Annotated in this window: 14 protein-coding genes; all 14 read left to right on the top strand. The window is 31.1% G+C overall.

What is annotated here, in order from left to right; all coding sequences use genetic code 11:
• The first annotated feature begins 9 nt into the window (after nucleotides 1-9).
• The 14 genes from CDIF1296T_RS16505 (at nucleotide 10) to secG (ending at nucleotide 20,858) form a co-directional block, all read left to right on the top strand.
• The gene (locus CDIF1296T_RS16505; protein ID WP_009893877.1) at nucleotides 10-1,593 is read left to right on the top strand and encodes an N-acyl-D-amino-acid deacylase family protein; all 1,584 of its coding nucleotides are present in this window, start codon (nucleotides 10-12) and stop codon (nucleotides 1,591-1,593) included.
• Between the two features lie 27 nt (nucleotides 1,594-1,620).
• Entirely contained in the window at nucleotides 1,621-2,949 is a 1,329-nt protein-coding gene (gene ssnA, locus CDIF1296T_RS16500; protein ID WP_009898311.1) for a putative aminohydrolase SsnA, read from the top strand.
• Between the two features lie 198 nt (nucleotides 2,950-3,147).
• Nucleotides 3,148-4,500 (top strand): nucleobase:cation symporter-2 family protein, encoded by a 1,353-nt coding sequence (locus CDIF1296T_RS16495; protein ID WP_003434158.1) that lies wholly within the window; start codon nucleotides 3,148-3,150, stop codon nucleotides 4,498-4,500.
• A 191-nt stretch (nucleotides 4,501-4,691) separates the two neighbouring features.
• Nucleotides 4,692-5,801 carry a 4Fe-4S binding protein gene (locus CDIF1296T_RS16490; protein WP_009891591.1) on the top strand — a complete coding sequence of 370 codons (1,110 nt, stop codon included), beginning with the start codon at nucleotides 4,692-4,694 and terminating at the stop codon, nucleotides 5,799-5,801.
• A gap of 282 nt (nucleotides 5,802-6,083) precedes the next feature.
• Nucleotides 6,084-7,475: a dihydropyrimidinase gene (hydA, locus tag CDIF1296T_RS16485; RefSeq protein WP_009898309.1), complete on the top strand. Its 1,392-nt coding sequence runs from the start codon at nucleotides 6,084-6,086 to the stop codon at nucleotides 7,473-7,475.
• Nucleotides 7,469-10,030 (top strand): selenium-dependent xanthine dehydrogenase, encoded by a 2,562-nt coding sequence (gene xdh, locus CDIF1296T_RS16480; protein ID WP_009898307.1) that lies wholly within the window; start codon nucleotides 7,469-7,471, stop codon nucleotides 10,028-10,030. The genes hydA and xdh overlap by 7 nt, the downstream gene beginning before the upstream one ends.
• A gap of 151 nt (nucleotides 10,031-10,181) precedes the next feature.
• Nucleotides 10,182-11,528 carry an RNA polymerase factor sigma-54 gene (gene rpoN / locus CDIF1296T_RS16475; protein WP_003421965.1) on the top strand — a complete coding sequence of 449 codons (1,347 nt, stop codon included), beginning with the start codon at nucleotides 10,182-10,184 and terminating at the stop codon, nucleotides 11,526-11,528.
• 797 nt (nucleotides 11,529-12,325) lie between these two features.
• Nucleotides 12,326-13,348 (top strand): sugar-binding transcriptional regulator, encoded by a 1,023-nt coding sequence (locus CDIF1296T_RS16470; protein ID WP_003429564.1) that lies wholly within the window; start codon nucleotides 12,326-12,328, stop codon nucleotides 13,346-13,348.
• Between the two features lie 59 nt (nucleotides 13,349-13,407).
• Complete coding sequence (gap, locus tag CDIF1296T_RS16465) at nucleotides 13,408-14,415, top strand: type I glyceraldehyde-3-phosphate dehydrogenase (protein ID WP_003421962.1); 1,008 nt, start codon at nucleotides 13,408-13,410, stop codon at nucleotides 14,413-14,415.
• A 221-nt stretch (nucleotides 14,416-14,636) separates the two neighbouring features.
• Nucleotides 14,637-15,839: a phosphoglycerate kinase gene (locus tag CDIF1296T_RS16460; protein WP_003429565.1), complete on the top strand. Its 1,203-nt coding sequence runs from the start codon at nucleotides 14,637-14,639 to the stop codon at nucleotides 15,837-15,839.
• Between the two features lie 25 nt (nucleotides 15,840-15,864).
• A complete protein-coding gene (tpiA, locus tag CDIF1296T_RS16455) occupies nucleotides 15,865-16,608 on the top strand; it encodes a triose-phosphate isomerase (protein WP_003434148.1) in 744 nt (247 codons plus the stop codon).
• 11 nt (nucleotides 16,609-16,619) lie between these two features.
• Nucleotides 16,620-18,149 carry a 2,3-bisphosphoglycerate-independent phosphoglycerate mutase gene (gene gpmI / locus CDIF1296T_RS16450; RefSeq protein ID WP_009898303.1) on the top strand — a complete coding sequence of 510 codons (1,530 nt, stop codon included), beginning with the start codon at nucleotides 16,620-16,622 and terminating at the stop codon, nucleotides 18,147-18,149.
• A 587-nt stretch (nucleotides 18,150-18,736) separates the two neighbouring features.
• Entirely contained in the window at nucleotides 18,737-20,029 is a 1,293-nt protein-coding gene (gene eno, locus CDIF1296T_RS16445; RefSeq protein ID WP_009898301.1) for a phosphopyruvate hydratase, read from the top strand.
• A gap of 604 nt (nucleotides 20,030-20,633) precedes the next feature.
• Nucleotides 20,634-20,858 carry a preprotein translocase subunit SecG gene (gene secG, locus CDIF1296T_RS16440; protein WP_003421948.1) on the top strand — a complete coding sequence of 75 codons (225 nt, stop codon included), beginning with the start codon at nucleotides 20,634-20,636 and terminating at the stop codon, nucleotides 20,856-20,858.
• The last annotated feature ends 378 nt before the right edge of the window (nucleotides 20,859-21,236 follow it).

The raw sequence follows: 21,236 nt of genomic DNA, 5'->3' as shown, positions 1-21,236 counted from the left end.
GATGGTTTTATGAGAACTTTAATAAAACATGGGCTTATAGTAGATGGAAATAAAACACCAGCATATGAAGGAGATATTTTAATAGAAAACGAGAAAATATTAAAAATATCACAAGATTTAAACGAAGAAGCTGACAAAGTTATAGATGCAAAAGGTAGAGTTATATGTCCAGGTTTCATAGATACTCATAGCCATTCAGACCTAGTTATTTTAGTTAATCCATATAATGAGGTAAAGATTAGACAGGGAATTACAACAGAAGTGTTGGGCCAAGATGGTATATCTATGGCCCCTCTACCTCAAGAGCATATATCTTCTTGGAGAAAAAATTTAGCAGGTCTAGATGGTGAAAGTGATGAAATTGATTGGAAATATGAAACAACAGAGAATTATTTAAAAATGATGGATTACAATGGGGTAGGTTTAAATGAAACTTATTTAGTACCTCATGGAAACGTTAGAATGGAAGCTATGGGACTTGAAGATAGACCTGCTACTAAAGAAGAAATTCAAAAAATGTGTGAAATCACAGAGAGAGAATTAAAAGCAGGAGCTATAGGATTGTCTACTGGACTTATATATATACCTTGTGCATACTCATTGACTGAAGAAATTATAGAGATGTGTAAGGTAGTAGCAAAATATGACGGAGTATTTGTAGTTCACCAAAGAAGTGAAGCAGATACAATTTTAACTTCAATGGAAGAAATCATAGAAATTGGAAAACAATCAGGAGTAAAAGTTCATTTTTCACATTTTAAGGTTTGTGGTAAAGCAAACTGGAAGTATATACCACAAGTTATAGAGCTTTTAGAAAAAGCAGAAAAGGAAGGAATAAGAGTATCTTTTGACCAATATCCATATGCAGCAGGAAGTACAATGCTTGGAGTAGTTTTACCTCCTTGGGCACATTCTGGAGGAACTGATAAGTTAATAGAAAGATTAAGTGATGAAAACGAAAGAGCAAAAATGAAAAAAGATATAGCAAATGGAATAGAAGGCTGGGATAATTTTATAGAATTTGCTGGAATAGACCAAATATTTGTAACAAGCGTAAAAACAGAAAAGAATAAAGATACAATTGGTAAGAGCTTATTAGAAATTGGAAAAATGAGAGGAAAAGACCCATTAGATGCAACGTTTGATTTATTAAAAGAAGAAGAAAATGCAGTTGGGATGGTAGATTTCTATGGATTAGAAGAACATATAATAGGATTCATGAAAAGAGACGAGCAAAATGTGTGTACAGATGGTCTTTTAGCAGGTAAACCACATCCAAGAGCTTATGGTTCTTTCCCTAAAATACTAGGAAGATATGTTAGAGAGTTGAATGTGTTAACAATCGAAGAAGCTGTTTATAAAATGACTAAAAAGGCAGCTACAAGCTTTAGTATAAAAGATAGAGGCGAATTAAAAGAAGGATATTTTGCAGATATAGTTATATTTGACAAGGATACAGTTAGTGGTTGTGATGATTTTATCAACTCTATGCAGTACCCTACAGGTATAGATTACGTAATTATAAATGGAAATTGTGTTGTTGAAGAAGGAAAATACAATAAAATTAAAGCAGGAAAAGTACTTAAAAATTAAATCTTAGCTTTAAGGAGGAATAAATTTATGATTTTAGTGGGGAATGGGAGGCTAATAAGCCAAGATTCTTTAAATCCCTATATGGAAGATGGATGTGTAGTAATAAATGATAATCTAATTGAAGATATAGGTACTACAGAAGAAATGAAAGCTAAATATCCAGTACATGAATTTATAGATGCAGGCAAGAAAATAATCATGCCGGGTCTAATAAATTCACATATGCATATATACAGCTCATTTGCTAGAGGAATGGCAGTTCCAGGAAAACCTTCTGAGAACTTTTTAGAGATACTAAACAATTTATGGTGGAGACTTGACAAACAGCTTACACTGGAAGATACAAAATACAGTGCATATGCAACGTATATAGAATGTATAAAAAATGGTGTAACAACAGTTTATGACCATCATGCAAGTCCAAATGCAATTGAAGGCAGTTTGTTTACAATATCAGATGTTGCAAAGGATTTGGGAATTAGAACGTGTCTTTGTTATGAAGTGTCTGATAGAGATGGTGGAAATACAATCCAACAAGGTATCAATGAAAACGTAAACTTTATAAAATACGCTCAAAAAGATGATACAGACATGATAAAAGGAATGTTTGGGCTTCATGCTGCATTTACACTATCTGATGATACATTAAATAAATGTGCTTCAGAGATAGCTGGTCTTGATACAGGTTACCATGTACATGTTGCTGAAGGACTAGCAGACTTACAATATAATGTAGATAAATATGGAAAAAGGGTTTTAGAAAGATTCAATGATTTTGGAGTACTAAAAGAAAAAACAATAGCAGTTCATTGTATATATATAAGTGCAGAAGAAATCAGTCTTTTAAATAAAACAAATACATTTGTAGTTCATAATCCAGAATCTAATATGGGAAATGCAGTTGGATGTTCTCCTGCAATAGAGTTATTAAAAAGGGGAGTTACAGTAGGATTAGGAACTGATGGATATACTAGCGATATGTTTGAATCATTAAAAGTTGCCAATATAATTCACAAACATCACTTAAAAGACCCAAGAGTTGGATTTGAAGAATCACAAACAATGTTATTTGATAACAATAGAAAAATAGCTAAAGCTTATTATAAAAATGACCTAGGAGTACTTAAAAAAGGTGCTTATGCAGATGTTATAGTAGTTGATTATATACCACATACTCCATTGACAGAAAATACAATAGGGGGACACACTATTTTTGGAATGAGTGGAAGAAGCGTAGATACAACTATTATAAGTGGAAAGGTACTTATGAAAGATAGAAAGTTAATAAACATAGATGAAGAAAGTATTCTAGCAAAAAGTAGAGAATTAAGTCAAAATCTATGGAATAGAATTTAAATAATTGATTATGCAAAATTCTATGAAGCAGGAACCCTGTGACTTTAGTCATGGGAGGTTCAGATTAATATACAAGTAAGAAACAAGAATTTAGATGTTAAAAACAGAGCTTAAACAAAAATAGGAATTTAAATGAAGTATATAAATAAAAAATATACGGAATAGAATATTAAATTAAATATAGAAGGGAGACCCAAAATGTCTCGAGATAAAAGCCCTAAAATAGCTCCAGTAGATGAAAGGTTACCTGTATCCAAATCTTGGGTATTTTCACTACAGCACGTTTTAGCAATGTGTGCAGGAGCAGTAGCAGTTCCTATGATGATAGGAAGTGCTGCACGACTAGATCATGCTAGTATTGTTTTTTTAATAAATGCTTGCTTGTTTATGGCAGGTATAGGAACACTCATACAAAGTGTTGGTATAGGAAATATTGTAGGTGCTAAAATACCAGTAATAGAAGGAACTAGTTTTGCCGCTGTGGCAGGTATGACAGCAATAGCCTCATCATATAGTGATTCACAAGTTGCAATACAGACAGTATTTGGCTCTGTAATAGTAGCTGGATTGTTTTGTATATTACTTGCTCCAGTATTTGAAAAATTAATAAGATTTTTCCCTAGTGTAGTTACTGGAACAGTTGTTATGGTAATAGGTATTTCACTATTTCCAGTTGGGATAAAATGGATAACTGACAACAAATTGGAAGCGGTTGAACCAAACTCATTAGCATTAGCTTTAGCAGTATTGGCAATAACTTTACTTTCATTTAAATTCTTAAAAGGAATTTGGAATAGCACAGCTATATTGGTAGGTATAGTACTTGGTACACTACTTTCCATGGCAGTTGGAATGGCAGATTTTAGTGCAGTAAATGGAGTTGGTTGGCTTAACTTAAATGTACCTTTAAAATTTGGAATGCCTAGATTTGAACCATCTGCAATACTATCATTGTGTTTGATTATGTTGGTACTTATGACGGAATCAGTTGGTAATATGATAGCTATTCATGAAATGGTAGACAAAGAAGTAACAGGTAAAAATATTAAAAGAGGTCTATTTGGAGATGGAATATCTACAGCATTATCTGGAATATTCAATTCATTTCCAATAACTCCATTTGGTCAAAATACAGGAATAGTAGGTCTTACAGGTATAAAATCAAGATTTATAGCAGTTTACGCAGGGGTTATATTGCTAGTACTTGGATTCTTACCAAAATTTGCAGCAATAATAGGAGCAATACCTAAGCCTGTTCTTGGAGGCGTAGGATTTGCAATGTTTGGAATGGTAATGGTTGGAGGAGTAAAAACTTTAAGCAAAGTGAAATTTGATGGAACTAAAAATGGGGTTATAGTAGCAGTTAGTGTTGGTTTGTCTATGATACCACTAACAAATCCTGATTTCTATCATAATTTCCCAACTTGGGTACAAACAATATTCCATAGTGGAATAACAACAGGTAGTTTATCAGCAGTGCTTTTAAACATATTCTTCAATGAACTAGGTTCTAAAAAAGAAAAAAATAATAAAGTTGAAGAAGCAAAATAAAAATAAAACAAGTAAAAATCTATATTGACTTAAAGTCATTAAGTATTAATAAAAATAATTCAGAGATATTAATAATTCAACAAAACTATCTTATATTTTAAATAATATAAAAAAGTAAATAAATAACAAATACAAATAAAAGAATACAATCTAAATATTAAAAATATTTAATTTAAGGGAGAGATAATAATATGGCTAATTTAAAAGTTAATTTATATGGAATGGAATTTTTAAATCCAATTATGACAGCGGCAGGACCTGGAGCAAAAGATGGTGCTCTCTGTCAAGAGGCAGCAAAAGGTGGAGCAGGAGCTATATGTACAAAAACTATATCTGTATTACCAGCTGATGTACCAAGACCATGTATGGCAAAAACTAATAGTGGTTTTTTAAACACAGAATTATGGTCAGAGCTTCCAAAAGAGCAATGGATAGAGGAAGAATACAAAAAGGTAAAAGAAACAGGGCTTCCAGTAATAGTAAGTATGGGATATTCAGCAGAGCAAATAGCTGAGGTTGCTCCTTTAGTAAAGCCTTATGCAGATGCAGTTGAATTATCTACTCATTATGTAGGTACAGACGTTGCACCAATAGTAAATGCTTTAAAAGCTGCAAAAGCTGTTTTAGATGTACCAGTATTTATGAAAATGAGTCCTCATACTGACATTCAAACTATTGCAAAAGCTGTTGAAGAAGCAGGTGCAGATGGACTTGTAATGATAAACTCATTTGGACCATGTATGGCAATAGATGTAAATACAGGATACCCTATAATGGGAAGTAAAGCTGGATACGGATGGTTATCAGGTGCACCAATAAGACCTCTAGCAATAAGATGTATATATGAAGCTTCTCAAGTTGTAAATATACCAATAATCGGTGTTGGTGGAATCACTTGTGGAAAAGACGTGGCTGAAATGATGATGGCTGGAGCAAGTGCTGTTCAAGTATGTACAGAAGCAATCCTTAAAGGGCCTTCTATCTATGGAAAAATTGCTAAAGAATTAAATGAATTTTTAGATGAGAATGGATATGCTGATGTTAATGAAATAAAAGGATTAACTCATAAGAAAATGGCAGCTAGAGGGTTTAGAACTCATTCAGTAGCTCCAGTAGTGGATGATAACAAGTGTATCAAATGTAAGCAATGTGTAACAAGCTGTGTATACGAAGCTTTAGAAGTTACAGATAAGTTGAACATAGATGCAGACAAGTGTTTTGGATGTGGATTATGTGTAACTAGATGTCCAAAAGGAGCTTTAAGCATCTGCTACAATCAAGTAGAAGCTATGAATGAGTAATAATTATATAGAATTTTGGTAATTAACTTAGAGTAATAGGTATTAGGATAATAAAATATATCAGATAAACAAACACACATTATGCATTAATAATACAGTCTAAAGTTAATAATTTTATTATATTGATTTAACTAAATATTAGTTTAGCTGAATATTAATTTAATTAGGTATTGGTTTAATCTTAATATAGATTTACTGCGTATAAGTGAACTAACTAGATTACTTTAAGTTAATTTTTTCATATAAAATAAATTGATACATTACAAGTAAGGTGGAGTCTATATGGGAATTGTTTTAAAAGGTGGGAAAGTAGTAACAAGTGAAAAAACTTACTGTGCAGATGTAAGAATAGAAGATGAAAAAATAGTCGATATAGGTCTTGATATATCAAAAGAAAATGATGAAATAGTTGATGTTAGTGATTCTTATGTTATACCAGGAGGTATAGATACACACACACACTTTGACTTAGATACAGGCGTTACTAAGACAGCAGATAACTTTGAGACAGGAACAAAAGCTGCTATAGTAGGAGGAACTACTACTATATTGGATTTTGCTACACAAGATAAAGGATGTTCTTTGAAAGACGGATTAGAAGAATGGCATGAAAAAGCTAAGGATAAATCCTATTCAGATTATGGCTTTCATATGGCTATAACAGATTGGAATGACTCGGTTTGTAATGAAATGGAGGATATGGTGAAAGAGGGAGTATCTTCATTTAAACTGTATATGGCGTATAAAGGAAGCCTTCAAGTTGATGATGGTGTAATCTTTGAAGCATTGAGAAAAGCAGAAGAGATAGGAGGGATTATTGGTTTCCATTGTGAAAATGGGGACATAATATGTGAACTTGTGGATAAAGCAAAGTCAGAAAATAATTTATCTCCAAAATATCATCAATTAACTAGACCAGCTATAATGGAGGCAGAAGCTACATCAAGACTTATGAAGATAGCTGAAGTTGCAAACTCTAAAGTATATGTAGTTCACTTAAGCTGTAAAGAATCCTTAGAGGAGGTTTTAAAAGCTAAGCAAAGAGGTGTGGATGTAATAGTTGAAACTTGTCCTCAATACCTTCTATTAAATGATGAATTATATGATTTAGATGGATTTGAAAGTGCTAAGTATGTAATGTCACCACCTTTAAGAAATAAAGAAAATAATGAAATATTATGGAATGCTATTTTAGATAATCAAATAGACACTATAGGAACAGACCATTGTTCTTTTAATTATAAGGGACAGAAGGAACTTGGGATAAACGATTTCAGTAAGATACCAAATGGTTCTCCAGGTGTAGAACATAGGATGAGTCTTTTATACACATATGGAGTCTGTAAAAATAAAATATCTATCAACAAGATGGTAGAAGTAACATCAACTAATCCAGCAAAGTTGTTTGGAATGTATCCTAATAAAGGAACTATAGAAATAGGCAGTGATGCAGATATATTAGTCTTAAATCCAAACAAAAAATCCAAAATAGAAGCAAAAAAACAATTACAAAATGTAGATTATACACCTTATGAAGGGTATGAAGTGGATTGTCAAATAGAACATGTTTATTTAAGAGGAAAAGAAGTAGTTAGAGATGGAGAATTAATCTGTAATACTCCAAGTGGGAGATATATAAATAGGCGTCTAACAAAGGGGGCTAGAGAATGGTAGAATTTATATTAAATGGAGAGAAAGTTGTTGCAAAAGAAGGCAAAAAACTTTTAGACTTCCTTAGAGAAGATATGAATATAACTTCAGTTAAAAATGGATGTTCAGAAGGTGCTTGTGGAACATGTATGGTTATAATAGATGGTAAAGCTACTAAAGCATGTGTATTTAAAACTGATAAATTAGTTGGGAAAAACATAACAACTATAGAGGGATTATCAGAGAGAGAAAGAGATGTTTTTGCATATTCTTTTGCTAGTCAAGGAGCTGTACAATGTGGATTTTGTATTCCAGGTATGGTAATTAGTTCAAAAGCACTTATAGACGTTAATAATAATCCTACTGAAGATGATATAAAGAAAGCTTTAAAAGGTAATATATGTAGATGTACAGGGTATGTAAAAATAATTAAAGCTGTCGATTTAGCAGCAAAGATTTTTAGAGAAAATATAGATGTGCCAAAAGTAAACTGTAAAGGTCTAGTAGGTGAAAATCTTCCTAGAGTTGATGCAGTTGGCAAAGCACTTGGATATTCTGAATATGTAGATGATATGAGAATTGAGGGTATGATTTATGGCTCAGCAGTTAGAGCTAAGTATCCTAGAGCTTTAGTTAAAAAAATAGATATAGAAGAAGCAAAAGCTTATCCAGGAGTTGTTGCAGTTCTAACAGCTAAAGATATTCCAGGAACTATAAAGGTAGGACACTTAAAGAAGGATTGGGATACTTTAATACCAGAAGGTGAAATAACTAGATACTTAGGAGATGGAATAGTTTTAGTAGCAGCAGAAACTAGAGAAGCGTTAGAAGAGGCCAAAAAGCTAGTTAAGATAGATTATGAGGAATTAACACCATTAAGTACTACAGCAGATGCACTTAGAGAAGATGCTCCAAAGATACATGAGACAGGGAATATACTTGTTAAGGAACATTTAGTAAGAGGAAACGCTAAAGAAAAGATAGAAAATTCAAAATATGTTGTAACTAAAAGATATACTACACCTGCTACAGAACACGCATTTTTAGAGCCTGAATGTGCAGTAGCTGGTCCTTATGAAGAGGATGGAGTAATAATCTATTCAACAGACCAAGGGGTGTTTGCCACTCAACATGAATGTGCAGATATGTTAGGGTTACCATATGAGAAGGTAAGAGTTATAAACAAAATGGTAGGAGGAGGGTTTGGTGGAAAAGAAGACATGAGTGTTCAACACCATGCAGCCTTACTTGCATACCATACAAAGAGATTTGTAAAAGTACAGTTAACAAGAAAAGAAAGTATTATTGTTCATCCAAAACGACATGCCACAGAAATGGAATTTACGACAGCATGTGATGAAAATGGATACTTAACAGGTATGAAGGCAACGATAATATCTGACACAGGTGCATATGCCTCTCTTGGAGGACCAGTGCTACAAAGACTGTGTACTCATGCAGCAGGACCATACAATTATCAAGATATTGATATAACAGGAACAGCAGTATATACTAATAACCCTCCTGGAGGAGCATTTAGAGGATTTGGAGTTACACAGAGTTGTTTTGCAACTGAATGTAATCTAAATTTACTTGCTGAAATGGTTGGAATATCTCCTTGGGAGATAAGATATAAAAATGCAATAAGACCTGGGCAAGTTTTACCAAATGGTCAATTTGCAGATGAAGGAACAGCAATGGCAGAGACACTAGAAGCTGTAAAAGAAGAGTATGAAAAGCATCCACGTGCAGGTATAGCTTGTGCTATGAAAAATAGTGGGGTTGGAGTTGGTATACCTGATGTTGGAAGATGTAGATTGGTGATAAAAGATGGCAAAGTTCACATAAGAACAAGTGCTTCTTGTATAGGTCAAGGGCTTGGTACTGTTATGACTCAAGTAGTTTGTGAAACTGCTAACCTACTTCCTGAAAATATAGTGCATGAAGTTCCAGATACTCATTTAACACCAGACTCTGGTAATACTACGGCTTCAAGACAGACAGTATTTACGGGAGAAGCTACTAAGGTTGCATCAAATAAGTTAAAAGAAGCTTTAGACTCTGGCAAAACTTTACTTGATTTAGAGGGAGAAGAGTTTTATGGAGAATATGAAAGTATTACAGATAAAATGGGTTGTGACAAAGAAAATCCAGTAAGTCATGTTGCTTATGGATATGCAACACAAGTTGTAATTCTGGATGAAAATGGAAAACTAGAAAAAGTAGTAGCAGCACATGATGTTGGAAGAGCTATAAATCCAATCAGTTTAGAAGGTCAAATAGAAGGTGGAGTAGTTATGGGTCTTGGATATGCTCTAACCGAAGATTACCCAGTAGTCAACTCTGTTCCTACAGCTAAGTTTGGTACATTAGGTTTATTTAAATCTACAGATATACCAGAAATACAAGCTTTAATAGTTGAAAAGAACAAAGATTTATTGGCTTATGGGGCAAAAGGTGTAGGAGAAATTTGTACAGTTCCTACTGCACCAGCAGTACAAAATGCCTATTATGTATTTGATAAAGAATTTAGAACTGAGCTACCACTACAAAATACTCCATATAGTAAAAAAAAGTAACAAAAAAAAGAAATATTAAATAAAAAAATAGATGAAATTGTAAATAAAAAAAACCCTTTTGCATAAGGTATATTTTAAATGATAGAATATACATATACAGGAGGGTTTTTCTTTTATAAAATAAGTTTAATAAAATTGAGAGGTGAGCAGAATGAATTTTAATAATAGTCTAGAATTAACTCAGTCTCAGAAGCTAATAATGACTACACAACTTAAGCAATCATTATCAATATTAAATATGAGTAAGTTAGAGTTAGAAGAAGAGATAAAAAGAGAAGCAGAGAATAACCCATTAGTTGAAGTCGAGAAAAGTGGGGAGATAAATTGGGAAGAGTATATAAAAGACATGGATAGGTCAAGACGTTTAGATAGAACAGAGATAAGCTATAATCCTGATAATGAAGTTAATCTAGAAAATTTAGTTAAATATTCGTCAAATTTATATGAAGATTTAAAATTTCAGATAAGCCTGTATAAACTTACAGACAAAGAATTGGAAGTCTGTGAGTATATAATTGATAGTTTAGATGAGGATGGATATTTAAGAACTGAGGAAAAAGTAATTGTTGATACCTTAAAGATAGATGAAGAACTTTTTGAAAAATGTTTAATTAGTGTTCAGCAGTTGGAACCTAGTGGAGTAGGGGCAAGAAGTCTTTCAGAATGTCTGATGATACAAATGGCTAGTTTAGGAATATATAATGAAATTTTAGAGGAAATCGTTACAAAAGACTTAAATTTAATTGCAAATAATAAATATAAAGAGATAAGTAAAAAGTACAATATGTCATTACAAAAATGTGTTGAACTAATAAACATAATTAAGACATTAGACCCCAAACCAGGAAGAACTTGTTCAGTAGAGAAAAGTGTATACATTCAACCTGATGTAACAGTAGAAAAAATTGATGATGAATTTATTGTATATTTAAATGAGAAAGATTCTTATCAAATAAGAATCAATAGTTATTATAAAGACATATTAAAAAATTCACAGTCTGATGAAAGTGCAAAAGAATTTATAAAAGAAAGACTAAATTCAGCAACAGGACTTATGAAAAATATAGAGAGTAGGAAAACTACAGTACTTAAGATTGCAGAAGAGATAGTAAAAGCTCAAGATGAATTTTTGAGAAAAGGGACAAAATATATAAAACCTTTGAAAATGAAAGACATAGCAGAAAAATTAGAATTTCATGAATCTACTATAAGTAGAGGTGTAAATGGTAAATATATGCTAACACCTTTTGGCGTATATGAATTTAGGTACTTTTTCAGTAGCGCCATTGAGACTGAGAATAATGAAATGGCATCTAGTACAAGCATAAAAAAAATTATAAAGGAAACAATAAAAGACGAAAATAAAAAGAAACCTTTAAGTGATGACCATATATCTAAGTTATTAAAAGAAAAAGGAATCAATGTTGCAAGAAGGACAGTTGCCAAATATCGTGAAGAATTAGGAATCCCATCTTCAAGTAAGAGAAAAGAATACTAATAAGTAAAAGACAAATATCAGTATGGTAAGGGGAAAAGGCTAATTAAGAGATGAATGTAGATTGGGCTAAAAATTTTATAAAGTAAAATAATAGAATATGGAAAAGTATTAAAATGCTATAAGGTATTAAAAAACTGGGGAACATTAAAACATTAAGATAGCAAAGAGCATAAAAAACTAAAGAAGATTAAAACATTAAAGAACATTAGAGCTTTGAGGAATATTAGAACTTTAAAGAATATTAAAATTTATAAAATATAAAAATACTAAAAAGAATTGAAAAACTGGGGAACATTAAAATATTGTAAAATGCTAAAAAACTAGAAAACATAATTAAATAAGTGCTTATAAAGAATGATTAAATTAAATAAGTGTTTGTAAAGAATAATTAGATATTAGAAAAAGAAGAATACCTAGATAAATAAACTATTATTAAATTTAATAATCACAAAAGGAAAACACGTAGGGTATAAATAAAAATCTTAACTAGATAAAAGTAAACTTAGTTGTAGATAAAAATAACTAGAAATAAAAGTAACTAGAAATAAAATTATTTATAGTAATAAATATTAGAATGAAAATATAAAAAAATATATATAAAAAGCCTTATATAAAAAGAAAAAATACTGTGATTTGAAAATGGTGGAGAAATATTTTATAAAATAAAAAAATAAAAAAGTTTTTGAAAAACTATTGAAATCTATACGCAAATCCTATAAAATAAAAATATCTTGTGGGACTTAAATAAACACTAGGGACAAAAAAAGTCCCGAAAGGAAAGCAATAAGGAGTATGTTATGAAGAACTTATTAGAAATTCAAAAGAAATTGATTCCACAGGCAATTGAACTTATGGAAAGAAGATACTCTATTTTAAGACAAATATCTTTAAGTGAACCAATAGGTAGGAGAACATTATCAAATGTATTAGAGATTAGTGAAAGAATAATCAGGTCAGAAACTGAGTTTTTAAAAGAACAAGGACTTATAGACGTAGCTGTATCTGGGATGACTATCACTAAAGAAGGTTCTGATTTGTTAGATAAACTTAAGGACATCATGAGTGACATCATGGGATTGTCTAAGTTACAAGATAGAGTCAGAGAAAAGCTTGGAATAAAAAGGGTAATATTAGTTCCTGGAAGCTGTGATGAAAATGGAAGTTTACTAAAAGATGTAACTAGATATGGATGCGAATATTTCTTAGGCATTTTAAAAGATGGAGATATCGTTTCAATAACAGGAGGAAGCACTATGTTGGAGTTTTCAAACGTTATTAAAACTGATAAGAGATATCCAAACTCTACAATAGTTCCAGCTAGAGGAAGTATGGGAACTGATGTAGAGATGCAATCTAACAATATAGTTGCTTCAATAAGTAAGAAATTACATTCTAATTGCAAACTTTTACATATACCAGATGAGTTGGATGAAAGTGCAATGAAAACTCTTAGCCAAGTGCCAGAGATTAAGACAACTTTGGAGTATATTAAAAGAACAGACATTTTAGTTTTTAGTATAGGTAGAGCAGATGTCATGGCAAAGAGAAGAAAACTTCCAGAAGACAAGGTTGATGAGATATTATCTAAAAATGCAGTTGGAGAAGCATTTGGATATTATTTCAACAAAGATGGAGAAATAGTTTACAAACTGAACACTGTTGGAATTGATTTAGAAACAGTTAAACAAGTAAAAGAAACTATTGCAATCTTTGCAGGGACTGAAAAAGTAGAAGCCTTATTAGCTATATCAAATATGCATAAAAACATGGTTCTTGTAACAGATGAAGAAAGTGCTTATAAGATATTGTCATTATTATAAAAGTCAAGACCTAGCACAGAGCTAGAAAACATACATTTACTTTATAGGAGGTAGCGAAAATGGTTAAAGTAGCTATAAATGGATTTGGAAGAATAGGAAGATTAGCATTAAGAAAAATGATGGAGCAACAAGATAAGTTCGAAGTTGTTGCAATAAACGACTTAACAGACGCTAAAATGTTAGCTCATTTATTTAAATATGATACAGCTCAAGGAAGATTTAACGGAGAAATAGAAGTTAAAGAAGGTGCTTTTGTAGTAAACGGAAAAGAAATAAAAGTAACAGCAGAAAGAAATCCTGCTGACCTACCATGGGCTGAATTAGGAGTAGATATAGTATTAGAATGTACAGGATTCTTTACATCTAAAGATAAAGCTGAAGCTCATATACAAGCAGGGGCTAAGAAAGTTGTTATATCTGCACCAGCTACTGGAGATTTAAAAACAATAGTATTCAACACAAACAGTGACATATTAGATGGTTCTGAAACAGTTATATCAGGAGCTTCTTGTACTACTAACTGTTTAGCTCCAATGGCTAAAGTATTAAATGATAAATACGGTATAGAAAAAGGATTAATGACTACTATACATGCATACACTAATGACCAAAATACTTTAGATGGTCCTCATCCAAAAGGTGATTTAAGAAGAGCTAGAGCTGCTGCTGGAAACATAGTTCCAAACACTACAGGAGCTGCAAAAGCAATAGGCTTAGTAATACCTTCATTAAAAGGAAAATTAGATGGGGCAGCACAAAGAGTACCAGTTGTAACTGGTTCAATAACTGAATTAGTTTGTACATTAGGAAAAAATGTTACAGTTGAAGAAATAAATGCAGCTATGAAAGAAGCTTCAAACGAATCTTTCGGATATACTGAAGAAATGTTAGTATCTTCTGACATAATCGGAATAAGCTACGGTTCATTATTTGACGCTACTCAAACAAAAGTTATGGAAGTAGATGGAAAACAATTAGTTAAAGTTGTTTCTTGGTATGATAATGAAATGTCTTATACTTCTCAATTAATAAGAACTTTAGGATACTTTGCACAATTAGCAAAATAGTCAGTTTTGAGAAAATAGAAAAGTAGATTGACAAAGTCCGAGTTTGTAGTTTAATACTACGGACTCAGGACTTTTTTTAAGAAAAAATATATAAAATACACCTAAATAATGTTACATACTATATATAAAAATATGATAATATGATATATTTAATAGGGTAAAAGTATGTACTATATTATACTTGGCAATAAAAAATTACTTTATTAAAAGGAGAGATATTTATGTCAATGCTTAACAAAAAAACTATAGAAGATATTGATGTGTGCGGAAAAAAAGTATTAGTAAGATGTGACTTTAATGTGCCATTACAAGATGGTGTAATTACTGATGAAAATAGATTGAACGGAGCTTTACCAACTATTCAATATTTAATTTCTAAAGGGGCAAAAGTTATATTATGCTCTCACTTAGGAAAGCCAAAAGGAGAAGCTAAACCAGAATTATCTTTAGCACCAGTAGCAAAGAGATTATCTGAGATGTTAGGAAAAGAAGTTGTATTTGCAGCAGACGATAATGTTGTAGGAGAAAATGCAAAGAAAGCAACTGAAAAAATGGAAAACGGAGATGTAGTATTATTAGAAAATACTAGATATAGAAAAGAAGAAACTAAAAACGAAGAGAATTTCTCTAAAGAACTAGCATCACTTGCTGAAATATTTGTAAATGATGCATTTGGAACTGCTCATAGAGCACATTGCTCAACAGTTGGTGCAGGCGAGTTTTTACAAGAGAGAGTTTGTGGATACTTAATTCAAAAAGAATTAAAATTCTTAGGAGAAGCTGTTGCAAACCCTGTAAGACCATTTACAGCTATACTTGGAGGAGCTAAAGTTTCTGATAAATTAGCTGTTATAAACGAATTATTAGAAAAAGTTGATAATCTAATAATAGGTGGAGGAATGGCTTATACATTCTTAAAAGCTCAGGGTTATGAAGTAGGAACTTCTTTACTTGAAATAGATAAAGTTGAATATGCTAAAGAAATGATGGAAAAAGCTAAGAATAAGGGTGTTAACTTATTATTACCAGTAGACGTTGTTATGGCAGACCACTTTGCACCAGATGCTACTCCAATAGTAACAGAAGATGCTAATGTAAAAGAAGATTACATGGGACTAGATATGGGACCTAAGACTATAGCAAACTTTGTAAAAACTATAAAAGAATCAAAAACTGTAGTATGGAATGGGCCAATGGGAGTATTTGAATTTGAAAACTTTGCAAATGGTACATTATCAGTAGCTAGAGCTATGGCAGAGTTGACTGATGCAACTACTGTAATTGGCGGTGGAGATAGTGCAGCAGCAGTTAATCAATTAGGATTTGGTGACAAGATGACTCACGTATCAACAGGTGGAGGAGCATCATTAGAATTTTTAGAAGGTAAAGAATTACCAGGTATTGCAGCATTAGATAATAAATAAACTAATATATAGAGGAGATTGTAAAATGAGAAAACCTATAATTGCAGGAAACTGGAAAATGCATAAAACAATAAAAGAAGCTTTAGAATTTGTAAATGAAGTTAAAGATAAAGTAAATTCTGATAAAGTAGAAGCTGTTATATGTGCACCATTTACTTTATTAAAGGATTTAAAAGAAGCTACTAAGGGTACAAATATAAAGATAGGTGCTCAAAATATGCACTTTGAAGAAAAAGGAGCATTTACAGGAGAAGTTTCACCTCTTATGTTAAAAGAAATAGATATGGACTATGTTGTAATAGGACATTCAGAAAGAAGACAATACTTCAATGAAACTGATGAAACTGTAAACAAGAAAGTTTTAAAAGCATTAGAAGTAGGAATAGACCCAATATTATGTGTTGGAGAAACTTTAGAACAAAGAGAAGCTGGAAAAACTAAAGATGTTTGTAAAGTTCAAGTTGAAAAAGCTTTAGAAAATGTTCTTAAAGATGATTTAGCAAAAGTAGTTGTTGCATATGAGCCAATCTGGGCTATTGGAACTGGTAAAACTGCAACTGCTGAAGATGCTAATGACGTTATATCTTATATAAGAGAAGTTATAAAAGGATTATATGGAGAATTAGCTAATGAAGTTAGAATACAATACGGTGGAAGTGTTAAACCTTCAAATGTAGCCGAAATAATGGGTCAAAGTGATATAGATGGAGCTTTAGTAGGTGGAGCTAGTTTAGCTAGTAATGATTACCTAGACCTTGTTAATTTCTAAGGAGTGAAATGATGAAAAAACCAGTTGCTTTAATTATTATGGACGGGTTTGGATACAATAAGGATGTTAAGGGAAATGCAATTGCTGAGTCCAAAACTCCTAATTTAGATAGAATAAAAAAAGAGTATCCAAACACATTGATAAATGCTAGTGGTCTTGATGTTGGTCTACCTGATGGTCAAATGGGAAATTCAGAAGTTGGACACACTAACATAGGTGCAGGTAGAATAGTATATCAAGATTTAACTAGAATAACAAAATCTATAAAAGATGGTGACTTTTTTACTAATAAAGTTTTATGTGAAGCAATGGATAATGCAAAAGAAAACTCTCTTCATGTAATGGGACTTTTGTCTGATGGAGGAGTACATTCACATATAGACCATCTTAAGGCTATAATCAAAATGGCAAAAGATAAAGGCGTACAAAAGGTGTATGTTCACGCATTTACTGATGGTAGAGATACTGACCCTCAAAGTGCATTAGAATATGCCAAAGAAGTACAAGTTAGTATGGATGAAATTGGAGTAGGTGAATTTGCTACAGTTTCTGGTAGATACTACGCTATGGATAGAGATAAGAGATGGGAAAGAGTAGAACTTGCATACAATGCCATGGTTAGAGGTATTGGTGAAAAAGCAAATTCTATTGAGGAAGCTATTCAAAACTCTTATGATGATGGAAAAAATGATGAGTTTATAATGCCAACAGTTATTATGAAAGATGATAAACCAGTTGGAAGTATAAAGGAAAATGATTCAATTATATTCTTCAACTTTAGACCAGATAGAGCTAGACAAATAACTAGAGCTTTAGTTTGTGAAGAGTTTGATGGATTTAAAAGAGAAGATATTAAAAACTTCTTTGTATGCTTAACAGAGTACGATATAACTATAGAGAATGTGCATATAGCATTTGGACCTCAATCTTTAGCCAACACTCTAGGTGAGTATCTAGCTAAAAATGGAAAAACTCAACTTAGAGCTGCTGAAACTGAAAAGTATGCACATGTAACTTTCTTCTTCAATGGTGGAGTAGAAGAGCCAAATAAAGGTGAAGAAAGACTATTGATACCTTCTCCAAAGGTTGCAACTTATGATTTAAAACCAGAAATGTCAGCATATGAATTGACAGATAAAGCTTTAGATAAACTAGGAGAAGATAAGTTTGACTTTATAGTATTAAACTTTGCAAATCCTGATATGGTAGGTCATACAGGAAGTATAGAAGCGGCTATAAAGGCTGTTGAAACTGTAGATACTTGTGTAGGAAAATTGATAGATAAAATAGTAGAGTTAGGTGGAAGTGCAATAATAACTGCTGACCACGGAAATGCTGAATATATGTTAGACCCAGAAACAGGAAAAACTGTAACGGCTCACTCTATTAATCCAGTACCATTTATTGTAGTTGGTCAAGAATATGAAAGTGCAAAATTATTGGATGGAGGAAGATTATCTGATATAGCACCGACTGTTTTAGATATGATGAAGTTAGAAAAGCCAGAAGAAATGACTGGTCATTCACTTATTTCAAAATAGTCGATTTTGATAAGTAGAGAATAATATATAAACTACAATATAAATTTAAAAATAATGCAGTTTAGGTTTATTTTGTAAAGTTTAGACTTTATGACATAAGATTTAAATTTTGTAAGTTCTGGATATTGTAAGGTGTAGATGAAGATATGTTTTATAAAATTTACAAGATAGACAATTTATAAAATAAAAAATTACAATATAGATAATAATGTAAATAATGATATAAATAATAACAAGATAGACAATAACAATATAAATAATAATAATTAATATATATTATATAAGCAAAAATTTTAGAATCATTAGTTGTACATTTTATGTTTAATGTTTTAAATCTAGTTATAATATTTGTGTATTTAAGATTGGTTTTGGATTTTAGACAAGTTTTTTTATATTATATAAATTAAAATATTATAAAAAATAAAATAAAAATAGGAACTTTTACAAATTTACCCATCAAATAAATTTGTACCTAATTTTCAAAAGCAACTTTATGTACTATAATATAGAAAGTAGATTAAAATAGTAGACGGATGTTTACAGTAAATGAAAATTTAACTAATAGAAAATCGAAGGGAGATATACAAATGTCAGTTATTGAATTAGTATATGCTAGAGAAGTATTAGACTCAAGAGGAAATCCAACTGTAGAAGTTGAAGTAGTATTAGAAGATGGAGCAATGGGAAGAGCAATAGTTCCATCAGGAGCATCTACAGGAGCTTTTGAAGCTGTTGAATTAAGAGATGGAGATAAGGGAAGATACTTAGGAAAAGGTGTAGAAACAGCTGTTGCTAACGTAAATGAAATAATAGCACCTGAAATAGAAGGAATGGATGCATTTGACCAACCAGCTATAGATGCAATCATGATAGAATTAGATGGAACTCCAAACAAAGGTAAATTAGGAGCTAATGCTATATTAGGTGTTTCAATGGCAGTAGCTAGAGCAGCTGCTGATGAAATAGGTTTACCATTATTCCAATACTTAGGTGGAGTAAATGCTAAACAATTACCTGTTCCAATGATGAACATATTAAACGGTGGAGAGCATGCTGATAACAACGTTGATGTTCAAGAATTTATGATATTACCAGTAGGAGCTTGTTGTTTCAAAGAAGGTTTAAGAATGGGAGCAGAAGTATTCCATTCATTAAAGAAAGTTTTAGGAGAAAAAGGATTAGCTTGTGGTGTAGGTGACGAAGGTGGATTTGCTCCAAACTTAGGTTCAAACAGAGAAGCTTTAGAATTAATAGTTGAAGCTATAACAAAAGCTGGATATAAGCCAGGTGAAGACGTTATGTTAGGTCTTGACGTTGCTGCTACAGAAATGTACAACAAAGAAACTAAAAAATACGTTTTAGCAGGAGAAGGAAAAGAGTTAACGGCTGCTGAAATGGTTGCTTTATATGAAGATTGGTCAAACAACTTCCCAATAATAACTATAGAAGATGGTTTAGACGAAGAAGATTGGGATGGATGGAAATTATTAACTGAAAAATTAGGAAATAAATTACAATTAGTTGGTGACGACTTATTTGTTACTAACACAGAGAGATTAGAAAAAGGAATTGAAAATGGAGTAGCTAACTCTATATTAGTTAAAGTTAATCAAATAGGTACAATAACTGAAACTTTAGATGCTATAGAAATGGCTAAGAGAGCAGGATATACTGCTGTTATATCTCACAGATCAGGAGAAACTGAAGATTCTACTATAGCAGATTTAGCTGTTGCAGTAAATGCTGGTCAAATAAAAACTGGTGCTCCATCAAGAACTGATAGAGTTGCTAAGTACAACCAATTATTAAGAATAGAAGAAATGGTTGGAGAGCAAGCTAGATATTGTGGATTAAAATCTTTCTATAACTTAAAAAAATAGTTATTAAAATGGTTACTAAAAAAGATTAATGAAGAGAGAATATAAGATATTTAAGCTCATCTTATAAGATATAAAAGAGATAAGTGTTAATTGATTTTTCAATTCACTTATCCTTTTTTATATTTTATTACTTAATTTTATTCATAGATTCAGAAAAAATATGAATAAATGTTTCTATCTCATTTTTATCTAATTGCATAGGAGGTTTTTATTAAAAAATAAAAGTGAAGACATATTTTGATTTAATCATAATTGTCATTAAAGTATTATTGCTAAATGTGGATTATTTATTTTAAATTATGTTGAAATTAAAAGTTATATCAATATTTTAAAATGATTGTTTTATTTTGGTGGCTATTTATAATATATGCAATGAGAGTAGATTATTTTAAGTGTTAATTTATGCATTAATTTATGTATTAATTTAAATAGTTTTCTCTTCTAAGTTTTATTCATTTTTATATTGAGAATATAGTAATATATTATAGTAACAATATATTTTTTTGTATGTTATTTATAGCATAATAGTCTTGAAATGGCTATATTATTGTGATACACTAAAGAGTAATGAAATTTAAGTAATAAACAGATAGGAGGGGCAAGAATGAGCAACATTTTAATGGGTGTGCAAGTAGTACTAGGGATTTTACTAGTAATTAGCATAATGCCTCAAGATTCTAAGAATGCTTTACCTTCAGAATTTGGTGGAGAAGGAAGTCAAGCTTACTTTAAACCAAAAGGAAAACAAGCATTTCTTGCTAGAGTTACAAAGATAACAGCAGTATTATTTTTTATAAATGCATTGGCATTACTTATAGTTAAGAAGTAGTGATATTGTTGAATAACTGGCCATTATTTAATTAGTGCATTTGCTAGACATTTAAAAATTAAATTTAGTTTTTAATAAAAGTACATCAACATAAAAAGTACGTAAAATAAAAGCTGGACTAATGATTTTATATGATTAGTCCAGTTTTTATTTTATAGATTGACTATTTGTTGGCGTTTATTATTTGTATTTATATATTGTTTGTATTTATATATTTTTTTCAAACTAAAAAATATATAGCAACACTACTTTCACCATGTTTAATGAGATAATATACACAAAGTTATATTATATAGTAAAAATAGTATAATAATATGTTTTTACGCAATTAAATCGATTTTATATATGTTTCTCATAATACCAATTTGTGTTATCAAA

This window comes from Clostridioides difficile ATCC 9689 = DSM 1296 (assembly GCF_001077535.1).
GTDB lineage: Bacteria > Bacillota > Clostridia > Peptostreptococcales > Peptostreptococcaceae > Clostridioides > Clostridioides difficile.
The sequence above is the reverse complement of the archived record's forward strand: the minus strand, read 5'-3'. Positions and strand labels throughout refer to the sequence as shown.